The sequence below is a fragment of the Massilia sp. CMS3.1 genome, assembly GCF_051262535.1.
Taxonomy (GTDB): domain Bacteria; phylum Pseudomonadota; class Gammaproteobacteria; order Burkholderiales; family Burkholderiaceae_D; genus Telluria.
The window spans coordinates 22,231-43,195 of sequence record NZ_JBIMES010000004.1 but is presented as its reverse complement, the minus strand read 5'-3'; the positions used below and the strand labels follow the sequence as shown (position 1 = coordinate 43,195).

14 protein-coding genes, 1 pseudogene and 1 other annotated feature are annotated in these 20,965 nt (G+C 52.9%); of the genes and pseudogenes, 12 read left to right on the top strand and 3 right to left on the bottom strand.

Features of this window, described 5'->3' with window-relative positions; genetic code table 11:
• Positions 1-74 precede the first annotated feature (74 nt).
• The 3 genes and pseudogenes from ACHAC9_RS08010 to ACHAC9_RS08000 all read left to right on the top strand — a co-directional run bounded on the left by ACHAC9_RS08010 (position 75) and on the right by ACHAC9_RS08000 (position 3,008).
• Positions 75-578 (top strand): DUF421 domain-containing protein, encoded by a 504-nt coding sequence (locus tag ACHAC9_RS08010; protein ID WP_435758884.1) that lies wholly within the window; start codon positions 75-77, stop codon positions 576-578.
• Positions 579-1,539: 961 nt separating this feature from the next.
• The gene (locus ACHAC9_RS08005; RefSeq protein WP_435758882.1) at positions 1,540-1,812 is read left to right on the top strand and encodes a hypothetical protein; all 273 of its coding nucleotides are present in this window, start codon (positions 1,540-1,542) and stop codon (positions 1,810-1,812) included.
• Positions 1,813-1,897: 85 nt separating this feature from the next.
• A pseudogene (locus tag ACHAC9_RS08000) lies at positions 1,898-3,008 on the top strand (IS3 family transposase).
• Positions 2,064-2,180, top strand: a sequence feature (AL1L pseudoknot). (Overlaps the previous pseudogene by 117 nt.)
• A 198-nt stretch (positions 3,009-3,206) precedes the next feature.
• Here the strand turns inward: ACHAC9_RS08000 and ACHAC9_RS07995 are convergent.
• Positions 3,207-4,403, bottom strand: a complete 1,197-nt coding sequence (locus ACHAC9_RS07995; protein WP_435758880.1) for a diguanylate cyclase domain-containing protein — start codon at positions 4,401-4,403, stop codon at positions 3,207-3,209.
• A gap of 712 nt (positions 4,404-5,115) precedes the next feature.
• Here ACHAC9_RS07995 and ACHAC9_RS07990 point away from each other — a divergent pair.
• A complete protein-coding gene (locus ACHAC9_RS07990; protein ID WP_435758878.1) occupies positions 5,116-5,361 on the top strand; it encodes a hypothetical protein in 246 nt (81 codons plus the stop codon).
• 457 nt (positions 5,362-5,818) lie between these two features.
• On the opposite strand, the gene ACHAC9_RS07985 is transcribed toward ACHAC9_RS07990, so the two are convergent.
• Positions 5,819-8,185, bottom strand: coding sequence for an ATP-binding protein (locus ACHAC9_RS07985; protein WP_435758876.1), 2,367 nt, complete (start codon positions 8,183-8,185; stop codon positions 5,819-5,821).
• Positions 8,186-8,999: 814 nt separating this feature from the next.
• Here ACHAC9_RS07985 and ACHAC9_RS07980 point away from each other — a divergent pair.
• From ACHAC9_RS07980 to ACHAC9_RS07960, 5 genes are all read left to right on the top strand, one after another.
• The gene (locus tag ACHAC9_RS07980) at positions 9,000-10,919 is read left to right on the top strand and encodes a TonB-dependent receptor plug domain-containing protein (RefSeq protein WP_435758874.1); all 1,920 of its coding nucleotides are present in this window, start codon (positions 9,000-9,002) and stop codon (positions 10,917-10,919) included.
• An 8-nt stretch (positions 10,920-10,927) separates the two neighbouring features.
• Complete coding sequence (locus tag ACHAC9_RS07975; RefSeq protein WP_435758872.1) at positions 10,928-11,500, top strand: YfiR family protein; 573 nt, start codon at positions 10,928-10,930, stop codon at positions 11,498-11,500.
• Between the two features lie 6 nt (positions 11,501-11,506).
• Positions 11,507-13,894 carry a response regulator gene (locus ACHAC9_RS07970; protein WP_435758870.1) on the top strand — a complete coding sequence of 796 codons (2,388 nt, stop codon included), beginning with the start codon at positions 11,507-11,509 and terminating at the stop codon, positions 13,892-13,894.
• A 1,539-nt stretch (positions 13,895-15,433) separates the two neighbouring features.
• Complete coding sequence (locus ACHAC9_RS07965) at positions 15,434-16,795, top strand: hypothetical protein (RefSeq protein WP_435758868.1); 1,362 nt, start codon at positions 15,434-15,436, stop codon at positions 16,793-16,795.
• A gap of 461 nt (positions 16,796-17,256) precedes the next feature.
• Positions 17,257-17,718, top strand: a complete 462-nt coding sequence (locus tag ACHAC9_RS07960) for a ribbon-helix-helix protein, CopG family (RefSeq protein WP_435758866.1) — start codon at positions 17,257-17,259, stop codon at positions 17,716-17,718.
• 732 nt (positions 17,719-18,450) lie between these two features.
• Here the strand turns inward: ACHAC9_RS07960 and ACHAC9_RS07955 are convergent.
• Positions 18,451-18,987 carry a hypothetical protein gene (locus tag ACHAC9_RS07955; RefSeq protein WP_435758864.1) on the bottom strand — a complete coding sequence of 179 codons (537 nt, stop codon included), beginning with the start codon at positions 18,985-18,987 and terminating at the stop codon, positions 18,451-18,453.
• 119 nt (positions 18,988-19,106) lie between these two features.
• On the opposite strand from ACHAC9_RS07955, the gene ACHAC9_RS07950 reads away from it, so the two are divergent.
• From ACHAC9_RS07950 to ACHAC9_RS07940, 3 genes are all read left to right on the top strand, one after another.
• Complete coding sequence (locus ACHAC9_RS07950) at positions 19,107-19,694, top strand: 3'-5' exoribonuclease domain-containing protein (RefSeq protein ID WP_435758862.1); 588 nt, start codon at positions 19,107-19,109, stop codon at positions 19,692-19,694.
• 81 nt (positions 19,695-19,775) lie between these two features.
• On the top strand, positions 19,776-20,456 hold the full coding sequence (locus ACHAC9_RS07945; RefSeq protein ID WP_435758860.1) for a hypothetical protein: 681 nt from the start codon (positions 19,776-19,778) through the stop codon (positions 20,454-20,456).
• A 15-nt stretch (positions 20,457-20,471) separates the two neighbouring features.
• On the top strand, positions 20,472-20,960 hold the full coding sequence (locus ACHAC9_RS07940; protein WP_435758859.1) for a hypothetical protein: 489 nt from the start codon (positions 20,472-20,474) through the stop codon (positions 20,958-20,960).
• The last annotated feature ends 5 nt before the right edge of the window (positions 20,961-20,965 follow it).

Sequence of the window (20,965 nt, the reverse complement as noted above, 5' to 3'; positions counted from 1 at the left end):
CGTTAAGACAGTGTGAGTAATCAGTAGTATGCCAACTGTGAAAACCGCCAAACTAATGCTGAGCAGAGGGAAATATGGTAGATTTTTTTGGGTCGGTGGACTGGTACACTATACTCACACCGCAGATTTCAATTGCAGAATTGTTCGTACGCGCAACATTCATGTACTTCATCCTGCTAATACTTATGAGAATTATTCTAAAGCGACAGGGTGGCGGAATTGGCACTGCAGATGTTTTAGTGATTGTCTTATTGGCTGAGGTTTCAGGCAACGGATTTACTACAGAGTACAAGTCGATAATAGAAGGCGCAGTGTTGATTGCCACAATCCTTTTTTGGACGTACTGCATTGAATGGCTGGCTCATCGGTTTAAATTTGTTAGTCGCATTTTGCACTCGCCAACCTTACTCCTAATTGAAAACGGAAAAATGTTGCGAAGAAACATGCGTGCAGAACTGGTTACCGTCGAAGAGCTAATGGCACAATTACGCGAAAATGGGATTGATGACTGTTCTAAAGTGAAAAGTGCATGCATGGAAGCCGACGGGATGATCAGTGTCGTAAAGATAGAGAACTGACTTTTGATCGTGACGATTCGACGCGGTAGTGGAGAGGCCCACTATAGAGCAGGGGTATGTGGCTTGGCTTTCCTACGATCCATCATACTTAAAATAAATTCGGTGGTTAGCCCATACACAACGTGCGCGATTAAGCCGCGTGCATGTGCTTGCCAAGGATAAGCGCCCGGTTTTGCTCCCAGTCCGGTTAACGAATTCAATGCTTCGTCTTGCACCAAGAAAAGACTGAGGCCGAAGAGCGCTCCCCGTGAAACTTCATTGCCAGGCAATTTTGCTCGTATTAGTGCATAACCAGCGGCCGGTGCCATACCAATGGAGTAGTGGGTTGTGTTTCCGGCAATATTATGTTGCCGTTCAGTTAGATTCGAACCAGTGAATTCCTCGACCTTTGTAATCAGTGCATGTGAGGGCGGCTCCCCTCCAGGTCGAACACGTATCGTCTGGGCACGCGCTCGCGGATCTTCTCTGTTCCACATGAGCCAGTCGACACGGTCAAGTGCCCATACGCCTACTGTGCCAGCCACAGCGCCCAATAGTGCTGTAGTAGCAGTCCCCCTTGTTTTCGCGCCCACTGCAAAAAATTGATTCATAAGTCTTCCGTTGCGTTGTTCACCAACTGGCTCGGTGTCGTGGGGCGTCGATCGGCCGGCCGAGCAACAATACGCACTGCGACACCTACTGGTACTCCTTGCTCAACAAGCTCCCACGCCGTGTCAATCCGGCTATGGGCCCTGCCGTCTTTGAGAGCTTCCTCGATGAGCCGAGCCGTGCGTAAGTCATTTCGATTATGCATATTTCCTCCTGTGAACAATGTGCTTCAGCCTTCGGAGTCTCGCGAACAACTAACGGTAACACTTTCAGTAAGCAGTGACACTAACTCGTTTGCAGCTAGAGCGGCTGGTCCGCTATGGGTCGGAAGCGGACGCTGCAATAGTCAGCTTACGGCTAACAGAGGACAGTGATGAAAATGCAGCAATGGGGCAAAGAACCTGTGAAAAAATTATTTGGAAAATTGGTATTGCTCAATTTTGTCAGCTTTTTTGTGGGCGGCATCTACTTAGGAGGGGACGCCTTAAATGGAAAAATCGAAGATGGGCGTTTCTACCTGGCTAACCATGGGCAACTTACCGAGGTCAGCGAGGGTATCTACCGATACAGCCAGCTCCACGCACTGTCCGTGCTTCTGCTCATCGGCGTCGTCATGATTGTCCATTTCGGCAAGAAAAATGACTAATGCTTCTGCGGTGCTGTTCGGCAGGTCGCTACGACTGAATCGCCCCGGATTTTGTAGAGGCTCCATTCTTTGAGAAAATGGAGCTATGAAAAAGCAACCCAAGTATTCCCCCGAACTCATCGAGCGCGCCGTGCGCATGGTCAGCGAAGCCGGCAGCCAGTACGAGTCGCAATGGGCCGCAATCACGTCGATCGCCGCCAAGATCGGCTGCACGCCGGAGACACTGCGAACGAGATCCTGCGCCTAACGAGTGCGTTTTTCGCCCAGGCGGAGCTCGGCCGCCACTTCAAGCCGTGAGGGCTTTCATCGACCGGTACCGCCATGCCTACGGCGTCGAGCCGATCTGCAAGGTGATGCAGGTCGCGCCGTCGGGCTACTGGCGCCACGCCGCGCAGCAACGCAACCCGGCACTGCGCTGTGCCCGTGTCCAGCGGGACGACGTGTTGAGCGTCGACATCGAACGTGTCTGGCAGGCGAACCTGCAGGTTTACGGGGCTGACAAGGTTTGGCGCCAGCTGAGACGTGAGGGAACGGACGTAGCCCGCTGTAGTGTGGAGCGTTTGATGCGCAAAGCCGGCCTGCGTGGCGTCATGCGTGGCAAGGTCGTGTGCACGACGGTAGCCGATGCGAAGGCACCGTGCCCGCTCGACCGCGTCAACCGCCAGTTCAAGGCACAGCGGCCAAATCAGCTATGGGTCAGCGATTTTACTTATATCTCGACCTGGCAGGGCTTTGTCTATGTCGCCTTCGTGATCGACGTTTTTGCCCGGCGCATCGTCGGCTGGCGCGTCAGCAGCTCGATGCGGACCGACTTCGTGCTCGACGCCCTGGAACAGGCGCTGTACGCTCGCCAGCCTGAACGCAACGAGCTGGTCCACCATAGCGATAGAGGGTCGCAATACGTATCGATAAAGTACAGCGAGCGCCTGGCAGAAGCCGGCATCGAACCGTCTGTGGGTAGCAAGGGCGACAGTTACGACAATGCCTTGGCCGAGACGATCAATGGGCTCTACAAGGCTGAACTGATCCACCGCCGTGCTCCCTGGAAAACGCGTGAAGCCGTCGAACTGGCGACGCTGGAATGGGTGTCCTGGTTCAACCACCACCGCCTGCTGGAACCGCTCGGCTATATACCGCCTGCCGAAGCTGAGGCAAACTATTACAAGCAACTGAGCAGTCAAGCCGTCGCGGCCTGACTCACACTAACCGGCCTCCACGAAAGCCGGGGCGATTCAGTGCAACCTCTCCTGCATATTCAGCTGGTTCAGTTGCACCTGAGGAGTGGATTTTAAACCCTTGGCGAGGCGGCCTGTACCTAACAACTCCGTTTGCAGCACGAGACTGCTCAAGTGGCAAACGCTGCCAAGGACCGTTTCAGTAGAAGCGAGGAATGCTCATATCACGAAGTCGGGCGCCCACCTGCCCCCACCGTTGGTCGCGCTACATACGCGATTGCGACCACCACGTTTTGCAAGGTAGAGTTGCGCGTCAGCTGAGGCTACAAGTTTGGAAAACTCGAAGCTACTGTCGATCTGCATCGATGCTAAACCAATACTGACCGTTGCACCACATGGCAAGTCAGGGTGCGAGCGCGTTGTTCGTTCAAATTCCCGCCTGGCATGTTCGGCAAGTTCGACGAGCGATTTATCTGAATAGCTGTCGACGACCAGGCAGAACTCTTCGCCTCCCCACCGGCACGGCGCAATATGCGGACTGCCAAGAGCACGCATGACGTCTCCCATCATGGCGAGAACCTTGTCCCCAACATCGTGCCCATGCTGATCATTCACTGTCTTGAAATGGTCAATGTCGAGCAACAATACTGCTAGCGACTGCACAGATCGTGTTGGTGTCAGAAGTGAATCAATGTGTGAACGAAGTCCTCGGCGGTTTAGTAAGCCAGTGAGCGAGTCCTGCGCAGCAACGGCCTTCAACTCACTAACCAGACGAAGCATGACGAGGAGGAACAGAATCCAATTTCCAATTAGGGCATTCGCCATCGCTCCTACCCAAGTTACGATATTTGCAAACGGAAGCTCTGGCGCTGCATAGGTAACAGTTACCGAGCTAGTGAGCACAAGGAGTCCCTGCGCCAACGCGGCAGCAGCTTGGGCGAGAACCACTGCAGAAGCTACCCAATACGAGCGGGATGATTGTGGCTCTCGATATCTCCACAACAACCATGCGGTATAGCCGTTCACACACGCCTGAAACGTCGATAATGTAAAAATTCGCAACCCGCTGCTAGGTAAGAGCAGCGTGAACACGACGGTCAACAGTACAACGATGACGACGAGCAGAGATAAAGTATGCTTCTTAGCGGGGCGGCTAACGAAGTGCGCTGTTCCGACCAGGAATAAAGCCTGACCTGCGCTGAGTGGGATGTTGAAAAGCAACGAAGCCCACTGCCAGTTTTCGACCAGCCGTGGGGCGTCGAGAAGGACGGCAAAACCGACTGATAGGCAGCCCAATGCCCACAAACGTACGCCGGCGATATGACGGGCAGAAGCATGCAGCGCAAAAAACATAGCGCTCGCTGTGATCGAGGCCACCCCGAGGACCATCATCAGGGTCGATTCATCAATATTCATTGGAGTATTCAGACGAGGAGGCGAGGTGGCAAAGGAATTGGGTTGTGCAGGCGAGACACAATGACCGGTTGACACAGCTGCTTGCGCTTTATACAGCTTACGTAGGATCAGTCTGACATAGATAGGTCGAAGGGCAACTAAACTTCATGCAATTGTTGTTTCCCGGCAACTTATGCTCGATACGCTCTTCTGTGAGCGGTGGTTGTCTTATTATTACTGATCTTCCTCGGTGGACATCAGGGATCAACTTTCTTTGCAAGGTAAGCTTTTGCTCTTGGTTTGATTACGCGGTCATGAAGCACATCCTGCCCAGGATGTTGTTAGAAAGGGAAGTATGCCGCCCTGGTCTGCCGTTGCAGCGATATTTGCTACGTCTAAGCCATGATTTCTGAGTCAGTTAGCAACGTCCGACGCACGAGTAAGCGCAATAATTGGTGACAATGTAATGTCTTGTGATCCGTATAATTTCTGGCACGGGGTACTTAGGTGCCTGTCTGCTAGGATAAACCAATGGCTTTGCAAGCATGTGTTGAGTGTGGATATGTTAGTACCTTCGTAACAGCATGTCCTCAGTGTAGAAGAAAGCCACGCGTTTTCATTGGTCTTCGCACAACTGGGTTAGCTGCTGCTGCGCTCTTAGCCTGCCTAGCAGGGCATTATTTTTTACAGGCTAACGAGGTTCAGTCTGCACCGGTTTTAGCTACTCTGCGCCATGGATGAACTGCTCGATCTCTACAAGGCGATCGCAGAACGGGACACGGGCTTCTGGATAGATTTGCCAGCTGCTACGGGTCAACAAGTCTTACGTGCCGAATGGATGAGTTTAATGAAGGAAGATCCGGATCGCTTTCAGCTTGCTACGCTCCCGATTGAAGAATTAACTCACGATTCTGTTCAGGATAGAGGTGTTATAGAACGTGCAGTAGTTGTGACCTGGTCAGACGAAAAGCTGCATTGAGTCAAAGAAGCCGATGGCATTGAGCATATGCGCCAGGTGCGGATACAAACGCTTATTTTATAAATCTGTCCACGATGTGGCAGAGAGCCGAGCTTGATTGCCCAACTTGCCTTGAGATGCCTAATTTTGTTGGCACTAGGCGGATTTGTTTTTTTGTTCACTTCTTGCTGCCGGAAGTAGGCCACAACGTCGGGCGTGCTTTCGCCAGCGTGGTCGCGCTACTCATCGATCGGCACCTGCCTAGAGAACAGGGCGCAGAGGGTTGCGTGCCTACGTTTGATTACTAATCTCTGTTGTGCCGTGGTCCGTTCTCGGCTAAAAGCAGACATTCGACAAGGCGGAAACCCAGCTCAGGCATAGGTCTACAACCGGCCAGAATCACTCAGTGGATGTAAGGTAAATATCAGGATTAGCAATAGATAGGCATGCGCCAGTTTTTAGCAGCGATAAACGGCGGCTACTCGCGCTCAACCGGCGTGTCCTGTCCAGCTTTTAATAATGCCTCATTCAATTGCATCATATCGACCGGCTTCACTAAATGATGATGGAAGCCCGATGCTCTAGATAGCACGCGGTCGTGTGCCTGACCATATCCGCTTAACGCAATGAAGGTTGCTAGCGACAACTCTGGAAGTTGTCGCAATCGTCTTGCCAATTCATACCCGGTCATATCCGGCAAGCCAATATCCAGAATAAACACTTGTGGAAGTATGCTGCCTACCGAATCCAATACGGAATGAGCATTCTCTTTAATCGTCACTTGGTGGCCTTGTGCTTCAAGCAACGCCCCTAAGGTGAACGAAGCATCTAGATTATCATCAACAAGCATAATCTTGCTTGGGTTAATAACAGCCATGGAAAATAGAGTTTCTTTAGTGGACTGACCTTCAGTGACATCGACAACCACTGGTAAGCTCACGGTAAACGTACTTCCCATGCCAGGTCCGCTGCTCGACGCCTCGACTTTTCCAGCATGAAGGTCAACGATACTTTTTACTAATGCCAGCCCAATACCAAGGCCGCCCTGTGATCGATCAGGGGTGCGCTCAGCTTGGGTAAATAGCTCGAAAACATGGGGTAAGAGCTTTAGCTCCATCCCAATCCCATTGTCCATAACCTCGATTTTTGCTTCACCATCCTCGACGATGACGTTCAAAATAATCTCTCCGCCCTGTTGGGTATACTTGGCGGCGTTACTCAAGAGATTAGAAATTACTTGAGTAAGCCGTGTACGATCCCCATGAACAGAAATATGGGCTGACGCCATCCGGGTTGTCAGCACATGATGGCGTGCTTCGAATATTGGCCGAGTCTGCTCAATGGCACCGTCCACGACGGATTTTAAATCTAGTGCCTCCTTTTGCAGCTCTACCAGACCGCGAGTCACTCGTGATACATCCAGCAAATCATCTACTAACTCAACCATATGACTTACTTGACGCGAAATAATGTTGCTGGCTTGCCGGACACGCTCTTGGTCGCCGCTGGCGAGTTTAAGCAACTGGGCCGCCGTGCTGATGGGCGCCAATGGGTTACGTAACTCATGTGCCAGCATCGCCAAAAATTCGTCTTTACGTTTGTCGGCACCTTTCAGGGCCTCGATCATTTCTACCCTCTTTGTCACATCGCGGAAAAGCGCCGCGACCCCGTCTCCGACCTTGAAAGCACGTACCTCGAACCAGACGTCACGACTATCTGCGAACACATAACGATGTTCCAGAAAATTTGGTTGCCCACTGGATAGCACTTGACGATACACCTGCCCGAGCTCGGATTCGTATGTTCCCGGAAACAGTTGCCAATGGTTGGACCCGATAAACTGCGAGCGTGTAAGGCCGACGAGTCTGCAGGCTGCGTCGTTCACCTCGACGATGTTAAAGTCCACGTCAAACAAAGTGAACGCTTCATCCATGTTCGAAATCATCCCACGATGACGAGCCTCGCTTTCAGCAATGCGCTCTTCCGCAAGCTTTTGAGTCGTGACATCTACCGTGAGCCCGTCAAAGTGGATGGGGCTCCAGTCACTCGCGTAATCAGTGCCGCCGAGTGCACGAATCCACTTTACTTCACCTGTTGATGGGTGCACCGTGCGATAAACGATATCGTAAGCATCGCGACTACTGATCGACGCATCAATGGCCGAGCGGGTTAGTTCACGATCATCCGGGTGGATTCTGCCGTAAAAGTCCTCGATGGTAACCGTCGCCGACGGCTCCAAAAAGAAATGCTCTTTTACACGTTCGTCCCACTCGAGGACGTTGAAAGGTAGATCGCAGTACCAAAAACCAACATTCGAGAGGCGGCTGGCGTATTCGAGACGTGCGCGATTAAGCATCAGTTCTCGGTCAATCGCTTCACGTGCGATGCGATCCTGTGAAAATTCCCGACTGAAAAAGTCCACTGACTCGGCAATAGCTTGATCAACCGCCTCGTTAAAACGCATCACGTCGCTGGCAGCCGACGCATCGCTCAACGAGTGATCCACTGTCGTCCATAGCCGCAATACACTGGCGCGCAGTGCACGGTATTCGCTTACAAGTTGCGTCATTGAGAACCCATCTTGCGCCCGCAACGTCCCATGCATTTCGGCTGCGGTGCGGCCGCTTTGCACGACAACGGCCAAACCATGCGACTTGGCGAACTGGGCGCCTTCTGTTTGAGGCTGACGCAGATCATCGGCAATCGCGTGGAGAATCTGATGAGCATGGTCCCGTAGCGCCGCTACGTCTATCGTTGCGGCCGACGGAAAGCGAGTCGCAGCGAATGCGTCCCACTCGCGAAGGATTTCTGCCATATATAAATCGATAAAATCTGCGAAACGCATCTTACTTCTGCCCTTAGTAGCCAATCTATGATGTACTAATCGAAATACAAATTTAGCCCATTACTCTACCTCAATTGCAAGGATTCAGCTTAGTGCGGACGCATATATGCTACTGCTTGACCGGCGCAGTGGTAACGGGACAGAAGAAGCATCTGAGAGGCGTCGCCACTAGTGCAAAGGTTGATAGGTGCTCAGGTGGAAGGACGCTGCGAGCTTCTTTAGAACTATCAAAGTCCGTAGTAGGCCGGTAGCGGACGCTACAATACCTCGCTTTCTACCAAAAGCAGTCATTAACTGACCACTCTCTTCTGTGCCAAGTGTGTCCATCATGCTGGGGAAGCCCAATTCTGCGCGGCCACAAACGTACACCGACGATATGACGGGCCGAAGCATGCAGCGCAAAAAACATCCCGCTCGCTGTAATCGAGGCCACCCAAGGACCATCATCAGGGTCGACTCATCAATATTCATTGCAGTGTTCAGATGAACATGCGAGGTGGCGATGGAAGCGGGCAGGCAGGCGCAACAAGACGACCCGGTAACTAGCTGCTTGCGGTTGTACAGGCGATGTAGGATCAGTCTGACATTGAACAGCCGCAGCAGAGCTGAACTCATGTGATGTTGTTTTTTGGGCAACTTATGATCGATGTGCTTGTTTGTAGCCTGTAGCTATCTGATTTGTACCAATCTCTTCGATGGTGCGTGTCGAAAGGCACGCGTGCTGACGCAGCTGGAGTGTTGCAGGTGGTAAAATATTACCCCATCGAATTGCGCTTCGTTACAGAGCCAGATATCCCAATTTAAGGTTTGTTTGATGAACGCTACTACTGTTCTTCGCGCCGTTGGCGGCTTGCTCGCGCTTTCCCTCTCTCAGCAGCTGGCGGCACAAGAGGTCCCGCCGTCACTTGCCGAGCTTAGCTTGGAAGCCTTGAGCAACACCAAAGTAACTTCGGTCTCGAAACGCTCGGAGCTACTGACTGATGCCGCTGCTTCCGTCTATGTGATTACGAGCGAGGCGATCAGGCGTTCCGGCTACGCGACACTGCCTGAAGCGCTTCGCCTAGCGCCAAATTTGCAAGTCGCGCGAGTTGATGCCCGCAACTACGCGATCACCGCGCGCGGATTTAACAGTGCTTTTGAAAATAAGTTGCTGGTACTGATCGATGGCCGCAGCGTGTACACCCCCTTGTTTTCCGGCGTGTTCTGGGATGCCCAGGACGTCATCCTCGAAGACATTGAGCGCGTCGAGGTCATTAGCGGCCCCGGTGGAACGCTTTGGGGCGCTAATGCCGTCAACGGGGTGATTAACATCATCACCAAAGCAGCGGGTGCGACTCAGGGCGTCCTCGCAGCGGCCTCGGTGAATGGAGATCAGCGAGTGGGCACCATCCGTTTTGGCGGACGCATCGGCAAAGGACGCTTCCGCGCGTACACCAAGACGCTGACTTTGGACGACTTGCAGCGCGAAAGTGGTGCGGTCAGCCTGACCGGAATGCAACGCTCCCAAGTAGGTGCACGCGCCGACTGGGAGCGCCCGGACGGCGCCAGCACCCTTCAGGGCGATGCCTACACCGGTGCGTTGCACCAGCAGGGCACCGCCGATATCAAGATCGCCGGCGCTAACTTGCTGGCCAGGCACACCGTACGCATCAGCGGTGGGACCGAACTTTCGGCCCAGGCCTACTGGGATTTCACTGAGCGTAATCAGCCCAATGCCTTCATCGAGCACCTCAACACGGTGGAGGCGCAGGCGCAGGCCGCGACTTTGCTGGGCGCCAGCCATCGACTTGTAGTCGGGGCCGGGTACCGCCACGCATTCGACCGTCTGCAAAATGGCGTTGGTTTCGGCTTCTTACCGGCCAAACTGGACATGCACTGGGGTAATATCTTCGTGCAAAACGAATTCGATCTGACGCCTGAGGTGCGCTTAATTGGCGGAGCGAAGTTGGAGCATAACAACTATACCGGTTGGGAGTTCCTGCCCACCCTGCGCCTGGCCTGGAACCCAACGGCGTCTAGCCTCCTGTGGAGCGCCGCCTCGCGCACTGTGCGCGCGCCCTCGCGCATTGACCGCGATTTTTATAGCCCCAGCAATCCGCCGCTGGTCGGAGGGGAGCGAAGATACAACATTGCAGGGGGGCCAAACTTTCAGTCGGAAGTCGCTGTAGTGGCCGAGCTGGGATACCGACTAAATCTGCTATCGGACTTCACGTACTCCGCGACCGCGTTTTACAGTATTTACGATCGTCTGCGCACGCTCGAACCCAATCAGGCTGGTGCAGGCTCCGTTTTCTTGAATCGCGCCAGTGGCCGCACCAAGGGCGTCGAGATGTGGGCAGATTGGCGTGTTACCCCGGCGCTGCGCATGTCCGCCGGGGCGGTGGCACAACAGGTGCGAACTCGACTTGATCCCGACAGCCGCGATGCCTCCGGCACTACCGGGTTAGCCACGGGCGATCCGAGTTCGTATTGGAAACTGCGCACCGCCTATGATATCGCTCTCGGCCACAGCATTGATCTCTTGGTGCGCCACTACGGCAAGCTGACGCGCCCGGCGGTGCCGGCCTACACCACGGCTGACGTGAACTATCTGTGGCGCATCTATCCGAACTTGGAGCTGTCCTTGAGTGGGACCAACTTGTTCGAGGCACGCCACGCTGAATATGGAGGGGCGCCTAACCGCACCCTGTCGGGGCGCGCCGTAGGGATGAAGTTGCTCTGGCAGCCAAAGTAATAGTCGCCATGGCCTGTTTGATTTCTTCCCAATCCCGCCGTCGCCTGATGCAGGCAGCGCTGCTCCTGGCTGTATGCGGATCGCCCGCAGCCGTGCTGGGGCAGGGCGGGCCATCGGTCGATGCGGTCAAAGCGGCCTATTTGCACAAGTTCCGCCATTATGCCGAGTGGCCGGGCAAGCGCCATCTGGGCGTCGAGCCGGTGGCAGTAATTGGTCTGGTCGGGGCCGACGATGTGGCCGACGCGCTACTGCAGATGGGTGGGGCGAGCACCCGCCCAGGGACCCCCATTGAAGTACGCCGTCTGCGCCTGAGTGAATCGCCTCGCGGCATTAACGTGCTGTACGTGAGCGCGGCCTACTGGCCAAGAGCCCAGGCGCTGGTCGAGGCCGCCGCCGCCCAGGGCGCGCTGGTGGTGAGCGAATCAGAAGGCGCGCTCAACAACGGCAGCATGCTCAATTTTCGTATTGTTGACGAACGTTTGCGTTTCGAGATCGACCTCGATACGGCAGAGCGCGCCGGCGTTAAGCTTAGTTCCCAATTGGCGGCGCTGGCGCTGTCAGTGTCGCGAAGAAAAAGGTAAACAAGCATGCTCGCTTTGGTTCGCCGCTCCATTTCCGTCAAATTCATGGCGGCCGTCATGGCCACGACCTTTGTGGCAGTGGTTGTGTCCGGCCTCGCCAACCTGGCCTATGACATTCATGATTTTCAGGATAGTGCCGTCAAGGACCTGAGCTCCCAGGCTGATCTGCTGGCCCGAGTTAGCACTGCATCGCTCGAATTCCAGGATGCAGCAAGCGCGCAAACCCTTCTGAACCAGTTACAGGTCAAACCTCAGATCGAAGCGGCAGCCATTTATGGTCCGGATGGCCTCCCGTTCGCGGCCTACAGCGTCAATCGCGGCACTCCCGCGCCAGCCACTTTAGGCCCAATCGGCACCTACATCGACGGCAACAACATTGTGCTGTCCAAAGCCATCACACGCAATCGCGATCAGCTGGGTACCGTCTATCTGCGGTCTGTCTATCCGATCGATGAGCGCATTTACGGCGGAACCAAAATTCTCGCTGGCGTCACTTTGCTCAGTCTTGTCATAGCAGGCTTCGTCTCGCTGTGGCTGCAATCGGCAGTGACGCGCCCCGTGCAGGCAGTAACCCAGGCGGTGCGCGAGCTTATCGCCCAGCGCGACTTTGGGCGTCGGGTGGCGAAAAGTACGGAAGACGAAACTGGAGAGCTGGTCGATGCCTTCAATACCATGCTGGGGGAACTCGGCAGTCATGCGGCCTTGTTAGAAGCGAGTAACGCCTCGCTGCAGCGAGAAGTAGGCGAACGGGAAAAAGCCGAAAGAGAACTGAGCGTCCTGAATGCCTCCCTGGAAGAGCGTATCGATGCGCGCTCGCGCGAATTGGAAAAGACCAACGAGCAGTTGCGCCAGGCGCAGAAAATGGAAGCTATCGGCCAGCTGACCGGGGGTGTGGCACACGATTTCAATAATGTCCTCCAGGTTATCTCAGGTAATTTACAGCTGCTCTCCATTGCAATGCCCGGGGACGCAGTTGCTCAGCGCCGCATCGAGACGGCGAAGTTTGCCACCGATCGCGGCGCCAAGCTGTCCTCGCAATTGCTAGCGTTTGCACGGCGCCAGCCGCTTCAGCCGAGTGTGGTCTCCCTCGGCCGGGTGGTCCGTGCCATGGACGACATGCTGCGCCGGGCGCTGGGCGAAACGGTGGAGCTGGACACGGTGGTTGCTGGTGGCTTGTGGAACACCCTGGTCGATCCTAACCAAATTGAAAATGCTATCTTGAACCTGGCGATTAATGCCCGGGACGCAATGGGCGGCAGCGGGAAGCTGACGATCGAATTGGGCAACGCCATGCTCGACGAACATTACACGCGCGGCGAGCAGGAGGTGGCGGCCGGTCAATATGTCCTGCTTGCGGTGTCCGATACCGGCTGCGGCATGCCTCCCGAAGTCGTCGAACGCGCATTCGAGCCGTTCTTCACGACCAAGCGGGAAGGTGAGGGCACTGGCCTGGGCCTGTCGATGGTGTTCGGCTTCGTCAAGCAGAGCAGCGGCCATTTAAAAATTTACAGCGAAGTTGGTAGCGGGACTACCGTGCGCATCTATCTACCCCGTTCGCATCAGCCGGAACAGGTCGCGCGGAAAGATCGCACGGCTGAGGCCGTCGGCGGAAGTGAAACCATTCTTGTGGTGGAGGACGATCTGTCAGTGCAGGCGACAGTTGTGGACATGCTCAGGCAGCTCGGCTACCGGGTACTCAGTGCGAACGATGGCACAGCAGCATTGCACGTGGTGCAAAGCGGCGTGCCAATCGACATGCTTTTTACCGACGTGGTGATGCCTGGTCCATTGCGCAGCCCGGAATTAGCCCGCCAGGCTAAGCTGCTGCTGCCAAAGCTAGCCGTGTTGTTTACCTCTGGCTACACGCAGAATGCAATTGTGCATGGGGGCCGCCTTGATCCGGGCGTGGAGTTGATCAGCAAGCCGTACCGGCGCGACGATCTGGCTCGTAAAATTCGCATGCTGCTTGGTAATGCTGGCGTGGCGTTAGAGCCCAGCGAGATCCAGACGCAATCACCAAAACTAGCCCAGCCGACTGCCACGGCGCCGCGCGGGCGCCGTATCCTGCTCGTCGAAGATGAACCCGACAACCGTATGATACTGTGCGAGATACTGAGCATGCTGGGCCATCAGGTTGCTGCCGTGCCCGATGCGGAGCAGGCGCTGACACTCTTCGTCCCTGACGCATTCGACGTACTCATCACCGATCTGAATTTGCCAGGCATTTCAGGTACGCGGCTGGCGGCCAACCTGCGGGTTAAAGCACCGGGGCTGCAGGTCATTATTGCGTCGGGAATGGCGCTTAGCCCTGAAGACCTCGCTTCCGGCTCATATGCTCATATGCTAAAGCCGTATCAACTTGATAATTTACAAAAATTGCTTGACGCGCCGTGAAGCAGTGAAAGCCTGCGCTCAGCTCTGCTATTTTCGTGATTCTTTAGGAAAAAATTGCCGCGAAGTCCAGAGCGGGCGGGGAGCTCTTTTTCTTTGTTTCCCGCACGTTGCTTCCTCAGTGCTCGCTACAGTGGAATCGCTCAATGCTAACAAGTTACGCATGCTTGCAATGAATCATTTGTCTGACGAAGCTCGGTGGGGCTATTACAACCTGCCGGCAAATACAAAACTCGTATCTATCGACAAAGCGGTCCCCCTCTCTATCGAGGAGTTGGCGAGAGTGCCCAGAAGACAGCCGAGACCATTCACTTGGGAGTGAGGAATTAGCCCGTCCAGCTATATTCTCTGCATGAGGCGGGCAAGTCACGTGGTCTTGCAATCGTTCGCTTCAGCTAGATCGAATAGCCAAGCCTGCCTTTGAGACATGTGAGACCACTCCTTGTCTCGCCAACCGCCAGGTCTGCTTTAGGCCGACTTCAGATCCAATAGGGTAACCTGAGTAGTCATTCACAGATGCAGGCGCAGCGGGCCGTAGCGCTCTCTAGCGCCGGGCGCCGCGCCATGTCTATTTCGTCATCCGCGACATCGACCTGTCGCGGACACCTGAGACCCCGCCTGGGCGAACACATCCCTGTCGGTCCGCTCCCGACCCGCTTCGGGCTTGGCGTCCGGCCGACCCGCTCCCAGTCCTGGTTCGTGCCGGCGCTGGCGATGATACCGCCGGCGTCTCATAATTCTCTGGTCCGACTTGTCCGCCGTTGAGTGGCTTGGCTATACACTTTGAAACTGATCGCCGAGGCGCTTGATTGGGCGCTGAGCATTCGTTACTGTTGGCGCTTCGGGAAAAAGCTACAGCAGGCTTTCGACCGGTCTACCACGGCACATGGCGCCTTGGTCTTACGTTTTTACACAGTGTGAGCTGAGGGCACAGATGCCGACTGTGCCTTTTGAAAAGTCGCTTGTAGGTACGAGAACGCCTTATCACGCGGCTACGCGTGCTTTTGGGGTAACCTGTTACTCGGAAATTACAAACTTATTTGCCCCGCTTTCCGCACTCCTAGGGCTGCCTTCTCTGAGTGTGCGGATAGCAAACCATCTTTCCACTCGCCCCTCACCTGGAATACCGGTTTTTCGCCCTCAGTGCGGAAACCACATCGCCAACACACCCGGTCCTCACCACCAACACACTTCAGCATCCGGTCCGAATCCAACAGTGCGTATTCAGTGCGTTCCCGGTGCGAAGAACGCACCGCGAATGCACTAGCAGCACACAACGGCAATGCCCATAATAGGCCAGGTGCGCATGGGCCTCGGACGTTGCTTTAGCCCGCACGGCGAGCGATGCCCCGGCAAGCGCAGCTCCATTTATGGAGCGTAACCCCTTTAGGGGCAGACGACACTTTCCCTTTAGGGGAAGTGTCTAGTCTGTTACTAGAATCTTTAGGGAAAAGTAAGAAAGCCGGGAACATGGCATTTTTGGCATGATAAGATACCCTAGTAAGTATAAAAATAATAACTTCTATTAACTAGGAGAAATACATGGCAGACCCAACAGGAGAGGTAGTTACCGGTTACCAATTTATTCACAAAGACTGGTCAGCCCGAATACAGATAGAGAAGAAGAGCACGATCATCGTCGGAAACAGGCCGGTGAAAGCCGTTGCGTGGTCGGTTACTGATCTTCTCTCAGAAGCGCTCAGGATTGAAGAGCACATCCCTCACGTCTTAAAGCCGGAGCCACCTGGAATCCTTTATGCATGCAATGACGAAATTCGCGAAAATCCGCTCAAAGTCGCTGACTTAGCGGACGAGTGGGCAAGATCCGTAAAAGAAGTCACTGGCCGTGCGCATCAGAAAAATTCGCCAGTGATGGCTAACGGAGTTATTTCATTTCCGAGAGAGCGGATGGATGACTGGCCTGCTTTTAGGGATGCGTCCCTAGCATGGCTTAAGAAGAAATACGGCGAACGACTCAAGTTAGTTGTCGAGCATGCAACGGATGAGGCACATCCGCATGTACATTATTACGCAGTCCCAACAAAAGGTGAAAGTTTTGGCGCAGTGCATGAAGGGTATGGAGAAAGCCGAACGACCCGCCGAAATAAAATCGAAGAAGTCGGGAAAAATGCGGTCGACAAAAAGGGCAAAGCGTTCACAAAAGGCGCAAGTACGGGTAAAGCATATATCGACGCGATGAAAGGTTATCAAGATGATTTCCATAATAAAGTCGGAAAATATTTTGCATTAGCTAGGCTTGGTCCTCAGGTCGAAAAGCTCAGCCACGCTGAAGCAATAAGGCAGCGAAATGAGCGTAAAGCGGAGGCTGATCGTTTGGCTGCGGAGAAGCTTAGGGACAAGGCTGACGACGAACTCATAGCAGCCCTGGAGGAGCGCCGAGTCTCGAACCTAGAGATGGCGCGCAAGGCTGCTCAGGTCGAAACAGAAGCCGAGGAGGCCGGACGACAGATGATCGAAGAAGCAAGGGAGCGGTCTCGTATCGAGGCTCAGCGGCTGATGGAGGCGGCAAAGATAGCTGCGGAAGAAAAGAAGCGCACTATTGACGCATTGTTGAAAGGTGACGAGCGTGTTGCTATCAGAGTGTTCAAAGAGAACGTCAAGCTAAAAGAGGAACTGCGGACTACTCGAACGGCCCTCGCTGCAGCGAAGCAAGAAATAGAACTATTAAAGGCTAAGTTTAGTTCTGCCTATAACTGGTTGAAGGATGCAGTGAAAAAGCTTGAATTCATTGGCGATTTCAGTTTTTCTCGTATCTTTGCTCGCCAAGCTGTAGAAGAGCTGAGAGAAAGAGAAAAGGCAAGGGGAGGGGAGAGAGATAAAGGGAAAGTCGGTAGTAAATTATCTTCTCTCCCAAAACCAGCTCCAAAAGGCTACAAAGCTTAGATAAACATAATTCAATCAAAAAACGTGCGTTTTTGTCGTTATAGCGGGTCGACATTTTAAAGTGGGATGCAAGATAGATTCTATATATCTTATGTAAGTGCAATATGCCACGACGTATAAATGAATCGGATTTAGATGCAGCCCGCGAGGCAATCCAGCAGTGTGCCGGCTAGGTAAATGCTGCGTGCAAACTCCTCGGAATAGCACGATCTAGAGCAGTTCCAGAACGCATTCCCGAAATAACAGAAGAGCGCTTATATGCGATGGCAAAGAGCGGGGGTGAACTATCGGAGCAGCTAAGAGCCTTGCAAGCCTGGATCCGAGAAAGCGGTTTATATTAGAAATCGTTGTATCTTTGCGAAAATCAAAGGGGAAACAAGAATTATTATTCGTCAAGCGGGTTTCGATAAAGTGATAAGAAAGTGTGTGTACAATATTTGCACATTCACTTTTAGGAGATCATGATGTGGAATACGAAGCGCGAAGTATCAAACGAGGTTATTCGATTGCACGGAACGGATTATCGTTTCGTTATTTTAGAAATGGTCGATGAGGACGCCGAGCTTCACGGCTACCTTTTAGAAATGACTGCGGCAGACCAGCACGGTCGTGTAATTAATTGCGGTGATAAATACGCTCATCCAGATTTGCGTGTGCTAAGGCAAGTAATGCAGGCCGCGATCGAGGAAGAAGAAGAGGAGCGTTACTTCATGCTAACAAACGGCAGTCGGCTTTTCTCTCGCATGGACAGGAAAGTGCTGGATCAAAAGCAGAATAAGAACAAGGTGTTTTCGCTTCGTCTCGATGCTGAGATGCAAAAGAGTTTCAGCAAGAAGTGCAGAGAAAGAGGCCACTCCAAGTCAGTGGTCGTTCGCATACTGATGGAAAAATACATTGAGGCGAACTCCTTCTCACTGAGCTGAACTGGAAATAAAATGATTTCACGACGCAGCGCTGACATGGCTCTTTTTTCCGCATAATTGCAAGTAATGATCCCAAAGTGGCCGAGGAGTTCGTGCCGCAGTGTTGCCCTAAGGTCTTCCTCATTGGCATGATTGGCAGCGGATATATCGCATCTCCGTCGATGAAACTGAGTTTCTCCTGAGGAGAAGGATCTAAAGATAATTCCAGCAGCTGCTTTAGTTGCTTGCTTTCCATAAAGTTACTCTTGTGTATTTCGAACACGAAAGTCAAGATTGTACCCAGACTTACATGGTTCTGTCCGTTCAAGAGAGGATATCTTGAGATATCCTCTAAGTTTAAAATTGATTTAGTGGATCTCGCTATGGTTCGTCGCGACGCTCGACATCGAATAGTGATCGCCATCGAGCAAACCGGGTCCGCTATCTCCCGTTGTCGAAATCCAACGCACACGGACATCATGCGGGGGCGGCTGCATCCAGCAACCGGTCACGGAAGGTTGAGCGCAACCTTTCCGTTTGCGAAAGAACCAATGGCGACGGATAATTTCGGACCCGAAGCAGCGTAAGCAACGCCAGCGATGAGTAGGCCGACAACAACGAATGCGCTGGCGATCAGGATGACAGTAGAGCGGCTCTCAGCGTTCCTGTAGAGAAGTATCTCACGCTCCGCTGAGCATTCAAAAGTTGTTCAGCGAATGGGGGCAGCAAATAGGTTTTTCATTTGAGACTCCTTTATTTAATTAATTTTAATTTTGTGGGTTTCTTGTAACCTAATGGTATCACTGTGTGGTGCATGCCGATGTCTCGCATAAAGATTTCGTGCTTGTGCTTAGCTTGTAGATTGCCATGTAAGTATTCTTCGACAGTCACCGTATGAATGTCGCCTCCTGGGCCGTCCTCGTCATTGTATTTCTGAAATATCGGTGGATTTGAAGTCGAGTAGCGCTCGGACATCTGCTTCAGCTTCTTGATTACTTCATCAATGTCAGCGACATTACTGATATAGATTGCAGAATCAGGAGACTCAGCGAACGGTAGGAGGGGTTTCGATCGCCTGTCTGGTGCAAATGCTCCAACAATTAAGTTTTTATCGTAGGAGTCGACTGCTAGCGTAACCATGATTCCATCAAAGTGCGCTGCTTTTGAAAGACGTTGCAGCATGTCGATATCTAGCTCCTCAAGCGAAGCGATCGGTATTTCGTCTAAATGATTCATCGCCTGCAACGTGTAGTAGAAAAATGCAAGTTCGTCAAATTCGTTGTGTCCCATGATCGGCTCCTATGTTGTGGGATTTTTCATCAGTATTCAAACTGTGTAGATCTATATTAAAACGAATTAGCCGGCGAGTTCCCGGAGGGATGGGGGCACAAAGATATTTTCGCATTTTCATGGCATCTTCGGACGAGCTCGAAGATAATAAAAAGGATAGTGCAGGTTGCATTTTGACGAAAAAGGGTAGTCTAATACCCATACCAGCAACGAATTTCTGCTATGGAGGTGTTACTTTGACGCAACAACTTTTCTTCGATTCAGAATTTACGGGTTTCAAAAATCCCAAACTGATCAGCATTGGAGTTGTAGCTCAGAGCGGCGAGGAATTTTATGCGGAAGTGGAATATCCCATTGATGAGTGCAGTGACTTTGTGCGCGCGACGGTACTGCCGCTTCTAAATCAAAATAAGCGCTATTCTTTGGCGGAGTTGAAAGAGGCGCTGTGTTTGTGGATCGAGACAGTGCGGCAGGATGCGCCAATTTTAATTTGCTATGACTCTGAGTACGATCGCGCGATGCTTAGGCAAATCTTTGAGAAGGACACCCCAAATGGACTTGTGTTCCGAAACTTAGGAACGAATTACGTTAATAAGCTGCGGCAGTATGAGTGGCACGTCAAGCATAAACAGGCCGAGCATCACGCACTCCATGACGCACGAGCATTAAAATACGCTTTCCGGGGATGGTTGCGGAAAGTGCGATAAATCTAATTTCTGGAAAATTCGCTTTTTGCGGGCGCGCTGCAGAGGTAACATTAGTGTATTGTTACTTTGGCAGGAGATGTCATGGCCCGTGAAGAATTCTTGGAAGAGCTGTCAGAAGACTTCCCACCGCAGCGAATTTACTCCTACGATGAAAACGCTCGCTATCTTACTGATCGCCGGGAGTTGATGGACGCGGTGCTTGATGGTACTTTTCAGACGTACGAGTGCGCAGTCAAAGAGTGTGAGTTTCGATATAAGATCAGCGCCGATGTGGATTTTGAGCTCGAAGTGTTTTATCGCGACGAAACTTGGCGGAAGACATTCTCTTACATTGCAGAGGCTTTTGATATCGCAGAAGCAGCGTATCGTTTCTTCATCGTAGTGCCACGGATCTTAGGAGAAGCTGAACCGCGTCAGGCTGTTGAGAGTGCTCGCGTTCCGGAACAGGTAGTTCGCACAATAGATGCCGATCGATCAGAAGCTGAGGAAGCTAATTCTGTCGAAGTCATTGTTCCACCGGTTTTCAGCGAGAGAGGCCAGTACCTCTCTGCTAGCATCTTTCGCTGCACAGATGACAGCTACACTTTGTGCGTGCTGCATGCTAGGCCCCAAGGAAGTCGGTTGCATCTACTCGAGAAGTCGTTCACTGATAAAGACTTCGCAGAGTTGATGGCAAAGAAATACCTAGAGTTGTTTGACCACGAACTGCCTGGCGCGCCTACTGAGGTCTATCAGTTTGTGTACAAGCGCGTAACGCAATGACAAAAAGGGGTTTTGATGGGTTCCATGATTACGTTTCCAGACTTGGAATTACAACGACTCGTCAATGTAGGACTGCTGACGAAAGGCATGAACTATCGCATCCACCCCAGTCCTGCGCTGCTCCTGAGCTTCTGTAACCGGCTGGAAGGTCGCACAATTTATGCAGAGATAGCATATGACAGCTTGCGTTCGCCAGCTGAGATCTTCGAGATGGTTGTCATGGAGCAGATTGACGGACAAGATTCAGAGCTGGTTTCGCTGTACCGGCATGGTTCGCTGGAGCACGCGGTACGCGTTGGGAACGGGTTGCTGTGCTATCACAGCACTGCCCGAAAAATGAGCAAAAAGGCCGAGAAGGCCGTTGTCACTGTAAGGGTTGATGAGGATCTGCGTCAGGCTTTTGAAGCTGCTGTAGGCGCTACAGGCGAGTCGCAAGCTGTGGTGATGCGTCAGCTGATGCGCTTCTTCATCGGAAAAGGACCCGACCCACGACTGGTCGGGTAGCATTA

What these genes read in the sequence shown, in the direction of transcription:
- ACHAC9_RS08005 (WP_435758882.1), top strand. Translation starts at nt 1,540, where the DNA reads ATGAAAATGCAGCAATGGGGCAAAGAACCTGTGAAAAAATTATTTGGA.
- ACHAC9_RS07940 (WP_435758859.1), top strand. Translation starts at nt 20,472, where the DNA reads ATGGGTTCCATGATTACGTTTCCAGACTTGGAATTACAACGACTCGTC.
- ACHAC9_RS07970 (WP_435758870.1), top strand. Translation starts at nt 11,507, where the DNA reads ATGCTCGCTTTGGTTCGCCGCTCCATTTCCGTCAAATTCATGGCGGCC.
- ACHAC9_RS07995 (WP_435758880.1), bottom strand. Translation starts at nt 4,403, where the DNA reads ATGAATATTGATGAATCGACCCTGATGATGGTCCTCGGGGTGGCCTCG.
- ACHAC9_RS07975 (WP_435758872.1), top strand. Translation starts at nt 10,928, where the DNA reads ATGGCCTGTTTGATTTCTTCCCAATCCCGCCGTCGCCTGATGCAGGCA.
- ACHAC9_RS08010 (WP_435758884.1), top strand. Translation starts at nt 75, where the DNA reads ATGGTAGATTTTTTTGGGTCGGTGGACTGGTACACTATACTCACACCG.
- ACHAC9_RS07950 (WP_435758862.1), top strand. Translation starts at nt 19,107, where the DNA reads ATGGCATCTTCGGACGAGCTCGAAGATAATAAAAAGGATAGTGCAGGT.
- ACHAC9_RS07955 (WP_435758864.1), bottom strand. Translation starts at nt 18,987, where the DNA reads ATGGGACACAACGAATTTGACGAACTTGCATTTTTCTACTACACGTTG.
- ACHAC9_RS07980 (WP_435758874.1), top strand. Translation starts at nt 9,000, where the DNA reads ATGAACGCTACTACTGTTCTTCGCGCCGTTGGCGGCTTGCTCGCGCTT.
- ACHAC9_RS07990 (WP_435758878.1), top strand. Translation starts at nt 5,116, where the DNA reads ATGGATGAACTGCTCGATCTCTACAAGGCGATCGCAGAACGGGACACG.
- ACHAC9_RS07965 (WP_435758868.1), top strand. Translation starts at nt 15,434, where the DNA reads ATGGCAGACCCAACAGGAGAGGTAGTTACCGGTTACCAATTTATTCAC.
- ACHAC9_RS07985 (WP_435758876.1), bottom strand. Translation starts at nt 8,185, where the DNA reads ATGCGTTTCGCAGATTTTATCGATTTATATATGGCAGAAATCCTTCGC.
- ACHAC9_RS07960 (WP_435758866.1), top strand. Translation starts at nt 17,257, where the DNA reads ATGATGTGGAATACGAAGCGCGAAGTATCAAACGAGGTTATTCGATTG.
- ACHAC9_RS07945 (WP_435758860.1), top strand. Translation starts at nt 19,776, where the DNA reads ATGGCCCGTGAAGAATTCTTGGAAGAGCTGTCAGAAGACTTCCCACCG.